This is a genomic window from Lutibacter holmesii (genome assembly GCF_042679665.1).
In the GTDB taxonomy this organism is placed as follows: domain Bacteria; phylum Bacteroidota; class Bacteroidia; order Flavobacteriales; family Flavobacteriaceae; genus Lutibacter; species Lutibacter holmesii.
The window spans coordinates 351,507-366,005 of record NZ_JBHTMV010000004.1 but is presented as its reverse complement, the minus strand read 5'-3'; the positions used below and the strand labels follow the sequence as shown (position 1 = coordinate 366,005).

10 protein-coding genes are annotated in these 14,499 nt (G+C 30.7%); 8 read left to right on the top strand and 2 right to left on the bottom strand.

Annotated features, from left to right (window positions below):
* Positions 1–62: 62 nt before the first annotated feature.
* The 8 genes from ACFQ5N_RS09935 to ACFQ5N_RS09900 all read left to right on the top strand — a co-directional run bounded on the left by ACFQ5N_RS09935 (position 63) and on the right by ACFQ5N_RS09900 (position 10,504).
* Positions 63–1,097: a quinone-dependent dihydroorotate dehydrogenase gene (locus ACFQ5N_RS09935; protein ID WP_386809345.1), complete on the top strand. Its 1,035-nt coding sequence runs from the start codon at positions 63–65 to the stop codon at positions 1,095–1,097.
* The gene (locus tag ACFQ5N_RS09930) at positions 1,098–1,715 is read left to right on the top strand and encodes a LysE family translocator (RefSeq protein WP_386809344.1); all 618 of its coding nucleotides are present in this window, start codon (positions 1,098–1,100) and stop codon (positions 1,713–1,715) included. It abuts the gene before it with no gap.
* A 23-nt stretch (positions 1,716–1,738) separates the two neighbouring features.
* The gene (locus ACFQ5N_RS09925) at positions 1,739–2,596 is read left to right on the top strand and encodes a hydroxymethylglutaryl-CoA lyase (protein ID WP_386809343.1); all 858 of its coding nucleotides are present in this window, start codon (positions 1,739–1,741) and stop codon (positions 2,594–2,596) included.
* A gap of 162 nt (positions 2,597–2,758) precedes the next feature.
* A complete protein-coding gene (locus tag ACFQ5N_RS09920) occupies positions 2,759–3,952 on the top strand; it encodes a hypothetical protein (protein WP_386809342.1) in 1,194 nt (397 codons plus the stop codon).
* 70 nt (positions 3,953–4,022) lie between these two features.
* The gene (locus ACFQ5N_RS09915; RefSeq protein ID WP_386809341.1) at positions 4,023–4,547 is read left to right on the top strand and encodes an FMN-binding protein; all 525 of its coding nucleotides are present in this window, start codon (positions 4,023–4,025) and stop codon (positions 4,545–4,547) included.
* Complete coding sequence (locus ACFQ5N_RS09910) at positions 4,547–5,047, top strand: hypothetical protein (RefSeq protein WP_386809340.1); 501 nt, start codon at positions 4,547–4,549, stop codon at positions 5,045–5,047. Before ACFQ5N_RS09915 ends, ACFQ5N_RS09910 begins: the two co-directional genes overlap by 1 nt.
* Before the next feature lie 67 nt (positions 5,048–5,114).
* Complete coding sequence (gene guaB, locus ACFQ5N_RS09905; RefSeq protein WP_386809339.1) at positions 5,115–6,584, top strand: IMP dehydrogenase; 1,470 nt, start codon at positions 5,115–5,117, stop codon at positions 6,582–6,584.
* Positions 6,585–7,030: 446 nt separating this feature from the next.
* A complete protein-coding gene (locus ACFQ5N_RS09900; RefSeq protein WP_386809338.1) occupies positions 7,031–10,504 on the top strand; it encodes a hypothetical protein in 3,474 nt (1,157 codons plus the stop codon).
* 63 nt (positions 10,505–10,567) lie between these two features.
* On the opposite strand, the gene mgrA is transcribed toward ACFQ5N_RS09900, so the two are convergent.
* Together mgrA and ACFQ5N_RS09890 are read right to left on the bottom strand one after the other, a co-directional pair.
* Entirely contained in the window at positions 10,568–11,566 is a 999-nt protein-coding gene (mgrA, locus tag ACFQ5N_RS09895) for an L-glyceraldehyde 3-phosphate reductase (RefSeq protein WP_386809337.1), read from the bottom strand.
* A gap of 2 nt (positions 11,567–11,568) precedes the next feature.
* Complete coding sequence (locus ACFQ5N_RS09890) at positions 11,569–14,475, bottom strand: FAD-binding and (Fe-S)-binding domain-containing protein (RefSeq protein WP_386809336.1); 2,907 nt, start codon at positions 14,473–14,475, stop codon at positions 11,569–11,571.
* Between the last annotated feature and the right edge of the window lie 24 nt (positions 14,476–14,499).

The following is a 14,499-nucleotide window of genomic DNA, read 5'->3' as shown; positions in this document are numbered from 1 at the left end:
AATTTTAAAGCCTTTAGATGAAATTCTAAAGGCTTTTTTTTAATTTTGCAAAAATCAAATTCATGTATAAACTTTTAATACGACCGTTATTTTTTCTTTTCGATCCAGAAAAAATTCATCATTTCACTTTTTCCTTCATTAAAATTCTTTCAAAAATACAGGGTGTTCCTGCAATTTTTAGAAGTTTATTTCAAGTGAATAGTAAAAAGTTAGAACGAAATTTATTTGGATTAACGTTTAAGAATCCTGTAGGTTTGGCTGCTGGTTTTGATAAGAACGCGGTGCTTTACAATGAGTTGGCAAACTTTGGTTTTGGTTTTGTTGAAATTGGAACAGTGACACCAAAGGCGCAACCTGGAAATCCTAAAAAACGTATTTTTAGGTTAAAAGCTGATAATGGATTAATAAACAGAATGGGTTTTAATAATGAAGGTTTAAAAGCGGCTATTGAAAAGTTAAAAGAAAATAAAGGTAAAATAATTATAGGTGGAAATATAGGTAAAAATACGGCTACTATGCCTGAAGCTTATACCAACGATTATGCCGAATGTTTTAAAGAATTACATCCTTTTGTAGATTATTTTGTGTTGAATGTAAGCTGTCCTAATGTTGGAAGTCACGCAAAATTAACCGATAAAAGTTACTTGATTGAATTGATTTCAAAAATGCAAGATTTGAACAAAGAATTTGCAATTCAAAAACCAATTTTATTAAAAATTGCACCAGATTTAAATGAAATTCAACTAGATGAAATTATTGAAATAGTTGCTGAAACAAAAATTGAAGGTGTTATAGCTTCAAATACTTCAGTAAACCGTGAAGGTTTAAAAGCTTCTGAAGAAATGCTTACAGCTATTGGAAATGGTGGTTTAAGTGGAAAACCAGTAAGAGAAAGAAGTACTAAGGTTATTCAATATTTGGCAGATAAATCAAACAAAGCTTTTCCAATTATTGGTGTAGGAGGTATTCATTCTGCAGAAGATGCGCTTGAAAAATTAAACGCTGGTGCTGATTTAGTTCAAATTTATACAGGATTTATTTATGAAGGTCCGGCACTAATAAAAAAGATTAATAAAGCAATTTTAGCGCAAAGCTAATTGAACTACGAGATTCTCATATCATTTATTGGAGCTTCAATGTTACTTACAATTATGCCTGGACCAGACATAATTTATGTATTGGTTCAAAGTATTACTAATGGGAAAAAATATGGTGTTGTAACAGCTTTAGGGTTGGTTTCAGGTATTTTAGTGCATACTACATTGGTGGCTTTTGGAGTATCAGCATTGTTAAAACAATCGGAATTAGTATTCTTTATTATAAAATTGTTTGGAGCTTGTTATTTAGTGTACTTAGCGTATTTAAGTTATATTTCTTCAGAAGAAGTTTTATTAAATACTAGAGTTGAAAAGAAAGGAATGTTCAAGTTATTTCAACAAGGATTTTTAATGAATGTTTTAAATCCGAAGGTTTCAATTTTCTTTTTGGCATTTTTTCCTGGTTTTTTATTTAGCAACACGTTAAATACGGTGTTTCAATTTTATGCATTAGGTATCCTATTTATGTTACAAGCGTTTTTAATATTTTCGGTAGTTTCTATATTATCTGGTAGTTTCGCCCAATATTTACAACAGCATAATAGTTTTAGCAAGCTTATAAAATGGTTTAAAATAGTGGTGTTTGTAGGTATTGCCTTTTTTATACTGTTTTCATAATTGTATTGTATATTTGATGTAGTATGAGAAAAGTAAAATTAATAGAATGTCCGCGAGATGCTATGCAAGGTGTTACGTCTCATTTTATTCCTACTTCAGCAAAAGCACAATATATAAATGCTTTGTTACGAGTTGGTTTTGATACCATAGATTTTGGGAGTTTTGTTTCTCCAAAGGCAATTCCCCAAATGCGCGATACAGCAAATGTATTGTCAAAATTAGATTTAAGTAAAACCGAAAGTAAATTACTAGCCATTGTTGCCAATGTACGCGGTGCGCAAGATGCTTGTAAGTTTGAAGAAATTGATTATTTAGGATATCCTTTTTCTATTTCTGAAAATTTTCAAATGCGTAACACTGGTAAAACTATTTCAGAATCTATTACAATTTTAGATGAGATTTTAAACATTGCTGCAAAGTCTAATAAACAAGTGGTTGCGTATTTATCTATGGGATTTGGGAATCCGTATGGTAATCCTTGGAATGTTGATATTGTAGCAGAATGGACACGTACGCTTGTTGCAATGGGTGTTCGTATTTTGTCGCTATCTGATACTATTGGCAGTTCAACACCTGAAATAATTTCTTATTTATTTTCTAATTTAATTCCTCAATATCCTTCTATTGAATTTGGGGCGCACTTGCATACTACACCAACTACTTGGCACGAAAAAGTGCATGCTGCTTTTGCTGCTGGTTGTAATCGCTTTGATGGTGCAATTAAAGGGTTTGGCGGTTGTCCAATGGCTAAAGACGAACTTACCGGAAATATGCCAACTGAAAAATTGGTTTCTTACTTTACCCAACAAAAAGCTTCTACAAATATTAGTGCAATGAGCTTTGAAAGCGCTTATAATGAAGCTTTAAAAATCTTTATCTAGTTAACTTATTTAGTTTTAAAACGTTACACTTCTCTTTTTTTAGGGCTAAAATGATATTTGTCATTTTATTTAGAAATATTCTAAATAAGTCTTTTATATGTATCAAAAGTTACATATGTTTGCACTCTATTTATAATCAATCTAAATTAAATTTTATTAAAAATGAAAAATAGAGTAGTAATATTAGCATTTGTTTTAGCAAGTGTTTTTGGATATTCACAACAAAATTCAACCTTGCAATCGCAAGATTCTATTCAACAATTTCAGTCTCAACAAAGAGATGGAAGTAGTTATTTAAATTCTGGTCAACGTTTATTAAGTACACCAATAGATAAGGGGATAACTTTAGGTGGTTATGGTCAAATTGATTACAATGAGCCTGATGGATCTGCACCAGGAAAATTAGATGTGCATAGATTGGTGTTATTGTTTGCTTATAAATTTAATGACAGAGTGAGCTTTTTAACTGAAATTGAACTAGAGCACGTAAAAGAGGTTTATGTAGAACAAGCATTTGTAAAATACAAAGTTGCTGAATCTGTAAATGTTTTGGCAGGTTTAATGTTAGTGCCAATGGGAATTATCAATGAATTTCATGAACCTACAACGTATCACGGTGTGGAGCGTCCAAATGTAGATAAATATATTGTGCCAACTACTTGGAGAGAGTTAGGAATTGGTGTTTCAGGTAATATCAATAGTGCTTCATTAAAATACCAAGCATATATTTTTAACGGATTTATATCTTATATAGATGGAGCTGGAGTTTTAAGAGGTTCAGACGGATTGCGAAAAGGACGTCAAAAAGGAGCAGAATCTTTAATTACTTCTGCCAATTTTTCTACAAAACTTGATTACTATGGAATTAGAGGATTAAGAGTTGGTTTGGCAGGTTATTTTGGTAAAACTCAAACTGAAGATACTTCAATTGAAGAAAGTACAGTTGGTGTTTCTATGATTGGATTGGATGCACGTTATGTGTATAAAAATTTAGAATTAAGAGGTCAGTATATTTATACAGATTTATCTGATACAGATGCTTATAATATGTTTAGTGGTAAAGATTTAGGATCACAAATGACAGGTGTGTACGGGGAAGTTGCCTATAATTTTCCTTTAAAAGGAGTACAACAATTAACACCATTTTTACGATACGAAAAATACAATACACATGCGGCAACTGCAGGAGATTTGGTTCAAAATAAAGCATATGACAGAGATGATGTAACTTTTGGATTGGATTATAAAGTGGCCAATGGAGTTGTATTTAAAGTAGATTACCAATTGTTTAGCAATGCTGTTGTTGATAGTGATACAAATACACAATTTAACGCAGGTGTAGGGGTTTGGTTCTAACAAATTAAATTAAAACGTTTTTAAAAAAGTATAATTATTATTATTATTATTATTAAAGCATCTTATTCTTATGAAAAAAATAATAGCCATGTTTTTTATTGTTTGTATTTCGTCTGGTTTTACAGCATCAAAAAGAGTAGATGCTTTAATTAAAAAAGAAATTACTTCGGTTTTTAAAATTGAAGAATTTACAAAAGAATCTTTACATATTTCTTCTGAAATTAATGCAAGTTTACCTATTAGTATTAATGATTCTAATTTTTTTAAAATTATTCATAACAACGCTACAATTGGGTATTACTATTTTGGAAAAGCCTACGGAAAAGCAGATTTTTTTGACTTTATTGTAATATTTGATAAAGAGTTAATTGTTTCAAAAGTAAAAGTAATTACCTATAGAGAAGATCACGGAGGTGAAGTAGGAAGTAAGCGTTGGTTAAAACAATTTGAAGGTACTGAAACAACGAAAGAATTAGCGTATCAACAAGATATTGCAGGAATTTCGGGAGCTACAATTTCCGTAAAATCTATGTTGAATGAAGTAAATAAGTTATTAAAAACTGTGACTATTTTAAGTAACAAAGGACAACTGTAATGGAAGTACACGGACTTATACATCAATTCCCAAAAGAAATTAAAGTGTTAATACTGGTTTTTATTTCGGTATTAAGTATTGGTTTTTTTGGAGGTTTAAGCTTTGTTAATAATACAACAGCAATGCAACCTGCAAGTATTGAAACGCATTATTTGGGAAATGAAGCTGACGAAGATGCCGAAATTATGAAGTTCAAAAAAAATGAAAGAGAAATATTAACCATTGTGCACGGTCATATTTTATCTATGTCGGTTATTTTCTTTTTAATTTCTTTATTATTAGCAACAACATCAATCAATAAAAAACTAAAACACTTTTTAATGATTGAACCATTTATTTCATTAGTGTTAACTTTTGGAGGTATTTATTTGCTTTGGACAGGTGTGTTATGGTTTAAATATGTAATTATTATTTCTGGAATTTTTATGACATTAAGCTATGTAATAAGTGTAGTATCAATAGGGTATGAGATATTGAGTTATAAAAATGTTAAGAAATAAATAAATCCTGTTATTTCAATAAAAAAGTGTAAATTTGCTCGCAATTAATTTATAAGTTGATTGCACTATGATTTCACACGATTCCAAGTTTGTAGGAGAAGGTTTAACCTACGATGACGTATTACTTATTCCAGCATATTCTGAAATATTACCTAGGGAAGTAAGTATTCAAACAAAATTTTCAAAAAACATTACTTTAAATGTTCCAATTGTTTCCGCAGCTATGGATACGGTTACGGAATCTGATATGGCAATTGCAATGGCTCGTGAAGGAGGTATTGGTGTGTTGCATAAAAACATGTCTATTGAAAAACAAGCTTTAGAAGTTAAAAAAGTAAAACGTTCTGAATCTGGAATGATTTTAGAACCTGTTACTATTACTAAAGATGAAACTGTTTTTGCTGCAAAAAGTATTATGAGCGAATACGGAATTGGAGGAATCCCAGTTGTGAATAGCGAAGGTACTTTGATTGGAATTGTTACCAATAGAGATTTACGTTTTGAAGGAAATAATAGCCGAAAAATTGAAGAAGTTATGACTTCTGAAAACTTGGTAACTGTTTCTGAAGGAACTTCATTAAAGCAAGCTGAATTAATTTTACAAACTAACAAAATTGAAAAACTACCAGTAGTTGATGCAAATTACAAATTGGTAGGGTTAATTACGTTTAGAGATATTATTAAGGTAAGTGAAAACCCAAATGCAAATAAAGATACGTACGGGCGTTTAAGAGTTGCGGCTGCCATTGGAGTTACAGGTGATGCTGTTGAAAGAGCAGAAGCTTTAATTGCTGCTGGTGTTGATGCATTGATTATTGATACAGCGCACGGACATACAAAAGGTGTGGTTGCTGTTTTAAAAGCGGTTAAAAGTAAAAATAAAGACACAGATGTTATAGTAGGAAATATTGCAACTGGTGCTGCAGCTAAATATTTAGTTGAGGCAGGAGCTGATGCGGTAAAAGTAGGGATTGGACCAGGATCAATTTGTACAACGCGTGTTGTTGCAGGTGTTGGTTTTCCTCAGTTATCGGCTATTTTAGATGTTGCTGAAGCTATTAAAGGATCAGGTGTTCCAGTAATTGCAGATGGAGGAATACGTTATACAGGTGACATACCAAAAGCTATTGCTGCTGGTGCAGATACGGTAATGTTAGGTTCATTATTAGCAGGAACAAAAGAATCGCCAGGTGAAACTATTATTTTTGAAGGCCGTAAGTTTAAATCGTATCGTGGAATGGGTTCTGTTGAAGCTATGAAACATGGTTCAAAAGATAGATATTTTCAAGATGTTGAAGACGATATTAAAAAATTAGTTCCTGAAGGAATTGTTGGACGTGTGCCTTATAAAGGTGAGTTGGTTGAAACAATGCATCAATTTATTGGTGGTTTAAGAGCCGGTATGGGATACTGTGGAGCAAAAGATATTACTACTCAAAAAGAAGCTCAATTTGTTAAAATTACTTCGGCAGGTATGCGAGAAAGCCATCCACATGATGTAACTATTACAAAAGAAGCACCAAATTATTCAAGATAATTTTACAGTACATAAATACTTTTAAGCTTAGGATTTTTTAAAAATTCTAAGCTTTTTTTTGGTTTGTTTTCTGTTTTAGCAATAAAATTAGACCATATTTTTAGTTTTTGAGATAGCAATGCCTCAAATAACAAGGTTTTACGTGTACTTGTGAAATTATATACAAATTATTAAATAATGTTTTTTGTCATTAAAAATTTACGAATTATTTAATAAGTAAGCCTCTAAACCTTAATTGAATATATATATTATAGCCGTTTTGTGATTTTTATTACATAAAAAAGGTCTAATTCTCTTTATTTTTAAAATAGTTGGTAATTTTCTTTATTTATTATGTAATTTTCTTCATTTTTGTGACTCAAATTGGTTAACCAATTTTAAACACAAACTAGTAAGAAGGTGATTTTTACTAAATTAATTATAGGAATTTAAATTTTTTTTCATCAATGAACAAAGAGAATCAAGAATCAATAGAGCAAAATAGGAAAGATACTGTACAGTATATAAACATTCAACTAGCTTCTTTAGGACAGCCAATTTATCAAGATGATGAAAATTCAGATGTTAAATTTTGTAACTTAGAATTTCAAAAATTAACAAACTCTTTCATTAAAAGTTTTCAAGAGAAATCAAGGTTATTGTCAAGTCATTTGTCACCTGCAGATACTCGTATCCAAAACTTTTTAAATGATTATTTAAAAGATGTTGATTTTGATAAATCAAAATATGCTTTACCAAATGACACACTTATTTTAAATCAAAAGGGACATGCAAGAGAGGTAAGTTTACCTCCAAACGGAAAAACTTTTGTTAGTGAAGATATTACTTCGCATAGAATTAAGCAAGGTATTTTAAATAACCCAATCAATGATAAAAGAACTACAAAAGGAACTTTTCATATTGTAGAAGGTAATTTACCTGTACCATTAGATAAAAAAGAAGTGCCAAGAATTGCTTTTGCACATTTCCTTAAAGCAGCTTTTAATCCTTCTGATGCTTTAAAAACATTACCTTTTACTTCAAACCAAGAAGATAAAGCAAAATTAATGGTGTCGCTATTAATGCGTCCTATGGTTTGCCCTGAAGTTAAAGGAGTAATTTCAAAAAAGAGTTTAGAAGTACGCTTTTTTGCACCAGGTAGCTTGGTAACAAATTTAGATTTTGTTGAATCTATTTTTGGAAATGCAGGAAATCCTCATTTAGCTCATAATGATGCAGCATTGGATACTGAACATTGGACAGGACATACAGGTTGTATTATTTTAGCGCCACAGTTAAAATTATTGAAGAAAAAAGATGTTGGTTTACCACACTATGATAGCGCTACAGAACGTCAAAGAAATGATGGAATGTGCTGGAAAGATGAGAATGAATTGTACAATGATGGTGGTGCTTTTAAAGTAACTTGTAGAGATGATAGAGGAGTAGTTGTTACTATTATTGCTGATAACTATTTTGGATATTCTAAAAAGGAAATTAAAACTCAAATTAGCTATTCTGCCAATTTATATGGTTTAGTTGAAGAGGAACACGCAGGTGGAGCAATTGCTTACCCAAGAGGTGTAATGGGTGATATTGTTGATGGTGCAGGATTTACAGCTAAATTTGGAAATAAGCATAACTTTGAAGATGTAAAAGCATTTTTAGGTGATAAAATTGACGTAAAACCTGAAAACTATGCAGTAGATAAAAAATATCCAAATATTGTTTACCTACCAGAAGATGCTTACATAAATACCAATACAAATAGTATTAGTTGGACGTATAAGAATAAATATCAAAAATTAATCTTATCGCCATTAAAAACATATGTTCACCCTACAGGTAATAAATTTAAACTTGAAAAGCACAATGCAATTGCTTTATGGAGAATTGTAAATACGTCTCCTGAAGGAATATTTTGTCATAAACCTTGTACTGTTTCAGGTGGTGGTAAATCTGAAATTTCTAAATCTATGCAAAATGCCATTACGTATAGTGCATTTAACATTGTAGATATTGAAGAAGATTTTAAAAAGGCTGATGAAATTATTGAATATAATTATTCTAAAAGATGGAAAGATTATGATCCATCATTACCACCATCAAGATCATTTTTAGATAAAGGAAGAACTTTAGGTTCAGCAGTTAAATTATTAACACCGTCAAATGAAAATAGTGATGAGTATAATGAGTTTATAAACAATATTCCTGTTCATATTAGATCATTGGTGTTGTTTGTGAAAAGGTTATATCGTCAGGATAACGAAGGTTTAAACTGGAAAGACTGTATGTCTGTTGAAATTATCAACGGTAAAAATGGTACAGGATTACAATATAACAATACACCAGTAGTTGGAAGTTATGTTAGAATTGGTTTCAACCAAAAAGGTGTTTGGTTATTGAATAAATTACGTTCAGATTTTTCTGCAAGTACAAAAATTCAAATTGAAGATGATATTTCAGCATCAATTACACTACCAAGAAATCAATTTTCAAACTTAAACTCTACGTATTCAAACAAGAGTTTAAAAGTAGTTGCAAACTGTGAATCACATTTATTCCAAAGACCTGATGAAGCAATTGTTCGTGGTTATGATAAAGGTGCAGAGCATGACTTAGTAAGTAACAATGTATTTTTAACAAATTACGAATTACTAAGAAAAGAAGATGCAATTGAAATTTTTGAAGACACTATTAATTTTGACAAATACACGCAGCCTGTTAAAGATTTAATTATTAGCGTTGTTGAAAGTCCAAATGATGAGGAATATTTTGCGTTGCCATCTCATACAAGAATTGTAAATGGTGAGCCAACTAAAAATCCACGTTATTTAGAGCGTAATATTTTTATCAATGAAACTGAAGATAGCTATTTAGGTGAAATTGGTGTTAGATTGTATAGAAGAATTAAAGCTGATGAACCTGTAATAAACGTTGTAAATGCGGTATTACCAGGAAGAAGAAACAATCCAGTTGATAAAAAAGCAGGTATTCGTCCGTTAGCAGTATACAACCCAATCCACTATCAGGAAACTCCTGAGTTATTTATGGACTTTATTTGTAGTTTAACAGGAAAATCTCCATCAACAACAGGAGCTGGTTCTGAAGGTGCTTTAACAAAAGGTCCTTTTAACATGTTAACGCCTACAACCGATTTAAATAATGCGTTATTATCTCATATTTTAACAGAATCTAATGCGTTTAGTACTGCTGCAGGTTACGTTGGAGGAGAAAATAAAGTAGATCACGATATTAGTTTATTAATTCCAGAAATTTGGGCACGTTTAGTTCCTGAAGATCGTGATCCAAAAGCTTTAATTGCAAATGGATCTCTTGAGAAAATGGAAGATTTTGTTTACGATGGTAAAAAAGTTTTAGCAAGTAGATTAGGATACCGTATTACAAGTACCTTCTCTTTAAGATGTTTAAACCGTATTTTTGACGAACCTAATGCTGTATTTAACGAAAAAATGTTAAAACCAGAATTACAAGGTATGGAAGATTTTGTTGACGGTATTGCTAATATTGTTGAAGCTCAAGAAAAAGTAGCTCTTCGTTATTTTGAAGATGGAAGTATTGATGCTGCAATTCCACCGTTAAAAATATTATTGCATATGATGGCTTACGGTACTTACGAAGGTAAAGAATTAAGTGATCCAGAATTAAGAAGTTATTTTGAAAGAGAATACGTAATTAATAGTGATTGGTATAAAGAAAGATTGAAATTAAAACAACAAAAAGATGTTGCTTTTTATACGAAACAAATTGATTATTTAGAAAACTTTATTCAAGATCCAAATAATACAATGATTAATGAGGAATTAGATTTGAATACACGTTTACAAAAAGTAAAAGATTTATGTAAAGAAGCTGGTTCAAAAGAGTATTTAAAAAGTTTAGTTGGAACTATTGGAGTTGACCCTTTATATAGAAAATAATTAAAACTTAAATATAAAAAAAGCGCAAATTTTAATTTGCGCTTTTTTTTTGTTAAAAATCAGCTATTTTAAAATAGCCTCAATTTTAGCTAATTCTTCTTTAGAGAATTCAATATTTTCGGTTGCTTTTAAACTATCTAAAATTTGATTGGTTTTACTAGCTCCAATTAATACAGAGGTAATTCTTTGATCTTTTAAAATCCATGAAATAGCCATTTGAGCAAGACTTTGTGCTCTTTCTTTTGCAATTTCATTTAGTGCTTTTATTTTTTCAAGTTGTGTGTTTATTTGATTTGTAGTTATAAATCGTCCATCTTTTACGGCTCTAGAATCTTCAGGGAAACCATTTAAATACCTGTCTGTTAGCATTCCTTGTGCTAATGGTGAAAAAACTATTGCTCCAATACCTTCTTTATCAATTGTTTCTAATAATCCATCTTCAACCCAACGATCAAACATATTGTATTTAGGTTGATGAATTAGACAAGGAGTTCCTAAATCATTTAATATTTTTGATGCTTTGGCAGTATCTTCAGCACTATAGTTAGAAATTCCAATATACAGCGCTTTTCCTTGTCGAACCATTAAATCTAAAGCGCCCATTGTTTCTTCTAATGGTGTATTTGGATCTGGTCTATGGCTATAAAAAATGTCTACATATTCCAATCCCATTCTTTTTAAACTTTGATCTAAGCTTGCCATTAGATACTTTTTAGACCCCCATTCTCCATAAGGTCCAGGCCACATTCCGTAACCAGCTTTCGAAGAAATTATTAATTCATCTCTATACCTTTTGAAATCTTTTTTTAGAATTTTACCTAAATTAGATTCTGCTGATCCTGCTGGAATACCATAGTTATTGGCTAAATCAAAATGTGTGATTCCGTTATCAAAAGCACATTTTAATAGATTTCTTGCATTTTTAAAATCGTCTGTAAACCCAAAGTTATGCCATAAACCTAAAGAAAGTTGTGGTAATAGTAAACCACTATTTCCAGCTCTTCTGTAATTCATGTTTTCGTATCTAGAAGCGTTTGCTTCGTATTTTTTCTTTTTGCTCATAATTATAATAGTGCTTCTTTTAATAAGGTTATAGGGTGTTTACTTAGTTTGTTTGTACCATCTTTTATTTGATGCCTGCAACTTGTACCGGCCGCAGAAATTTCAATGGTTTCAGGTAAATTTCTAACTTTTGGGAATAAGGTATCTTCACCAACTTGCATAGAAATATTGTAATGTTCTTTTTCATAACCAAAACTTCCAGCCATACCACAACACCCTGTATTTAGTATTGTTGGTTTGTAGTTTTTTGGAATATTCAGCATAGTAAAAGTAGCTTCAGTTGTACTTAAAGATTTTTGATGACAATGAACATGAATTTTAATTTCTTTTGTGTTGTTGTTAAAATTTGAAGCATTAATTTTTCCTTTTTCAAATTCCATTTTTATAAATTCTTCAAAAGTAAATGCATTTTTAGAAATGTTTTTAGCAGCGGTTTTATCTTCGGCTAACCGAATGTATTCATCTCTAAAACCTAATATTGCCGAAGGTTCAATTCCTATTAATGGTTTTTCTTCAGAAATTAAATCTTTAAATGTCTCAATATTTTTATCAATAACTTCTTTAGCTTTGTTTAAAAAGCCTTTTGAAATGGCGCTTCTACCACTTTCTTCGTGGTTTATAATAATAACTTTGTAGCCTAATTTTGTAAGTAATTCAATGGCATCAATTCCTATAGTAACATCGTAATAATTTGTGAATTCATCGCAAAATAAATAAACTTCTCCTTGTTTAAAGCTATTTTTATGGAGCTGCTTTACATTGCGATTGTACCATTTTTTAAGTGTTGTTTTATACAATTTTGGAATACTACGTTGTGCTGCAATACCTACTATTTTTTTAGTAATTCTATTGTTTAAAGCAACATTGGTTAAAAATGGAATACGACTTCCTAACTTATTGTATTTTACATTTTTTGCAAATAATTTGGTTCTTAAAGTTGGTTTATTGGTTTTATAGTAATGGTGTAAAAATTCGGCTTTTAGCGCAGCAATATCTACATTACTTGGACATTCACTTGCACACGCTTTGCAACTTAAGCATAAGTCAAACACATCTTTTAGTTCTTCATAATCAAATTTGTTTATTTTTTCTGAATTGGTTAAAAACTCTCTTAACGCATTTGCTCTGGCTCTAGTGGTATCTTTTTCATTATTTGTAGCTCTGTAACTTGGGCACATTGTTCCGCCTGCAGAAACCGGTTTTCTACAATCACCTGAACCATTACATTTTTCTGCAACACGTAAAATTCCTTCACTGTCTGAAAAATCTTGAATGGTTTTAATTTCTGGTTCAATTCTATCAACTTTATAACGCAAACTTTTATCCATAGGAAAAGCATCTACTATTTTTCCTTTGTTAAAAATATTGTTGGGGTCAAAAGTTGTTTTAATACGTTTAAGTAACTCGTAATTTTTTGTACCAATCATAAGTGGAATAAACTCGGCACGTACAATACCATCACCGTGTTCTCCACTAAAAGAACCGTTATATTTTTTTACTAAGTTGGCAACATCAGTTGTTATAGTTCTAAAAAGTTGAACATCTGTGTTCTTTTTTAAATTTAAAATAGGGCGTAGGTGAATTTCTCCAGCACCGGCGTGTGCGTAGTAAACGGCATTTTGCCTATATTTTTCCATCATTTTTGTGAATTCAGCAATATAGTTTGGTAAATCAGACAGTTCTACAGCTGTATCTTCAATACACGCAACGGCTTTTTTATCACCAATAATATTTCCTAATAAACCTAAACCAGCTTTTCTTAGTTGAATGGCTTTTTGTATATCATTGTTCATTAATTTAGGAAAAGCATAACCAAAATTATGTTTTTTTAAGTCGGAAATTAAAGCGTTTGCAAATTGTTCAACTTCATTAATTGAATTTGATTTTACTTCTAACATAAGAATAGCTGCCGGATCACCTTCAATAAAAAATCTATTTTTAGTTTGTTCTCTATTGTTTTTAGTGCAATCTAATATGGTTTTATCCATTAATTCACACATATATAAATTGTGTTTCATTGCAACTACAACTGCTTCCATACTTTCTTGAATACTTTTAAAATGTACGGCAACTAAAACACTTTTTGACGGTGGTAATTTATCTAGTTGAAGTGTAATTTCAGTTGTAAACGCTAAGGTACCTTCGCTTCCGGTAAGCAATTTTGCCATGTTGAAAGGCGTTTTTGAACTGCTAAATACAGGCGTGTTTATTAATGTGTCAACGGCATAACCAGTGTTTCTTCTATGTATTTCTTTTTTAGGGAATTTAGCTATAATTTCTTGTTGAATTTCTTCAGAAGATAATTCATTACATATAGATTTGTAAATGGTATTTTCTAAGTTGTTTCCAATCTTTTTTTGATGGAATTCTTTTGTAGAAACTTCTTTAAAAATTGCTTCGGAACCATCGCTTAAAATGGTTTTTAATTCTATTACTTTATCTCTGGTAACACCATATTTGATTGATGTTGTACCAGATGAATTATTTCCAACCATTCCGCCAATCATACAGCGGTTACTTGTTGACGTATTAGGACTAAAAAATAAACCGAAAGGTTTTAAAAACAAGTTTAGTTCATCTCTAATTACTCCGGGTTGAACGGTTACCGTTTGTTTTCTCTCATTAAATGCAACAATATTTTTAAAATATTTAGAAACATCAACTACAATTCCGTCTCCTACGCATTGCCCAGCTAATGAAGTTCCAGCAGTTCTGGGAATTAATGAAATATTATTTTCAGTAGCAAACTGAATTAATAATTTTAAATCGTTTATGTTTTTTGGAAAAGCAACTGCCAAAGGAATTTTTCTATAGACTGAGGCATCTGTTGCATATATACTTTTATAAAGGTTATCGAATACCAGTTCGCCACTAAGTATTTTTGAAAAAGTCACTAATTTTTGTTTCATGTTTTTGTTGCTGAAGCGCAATAA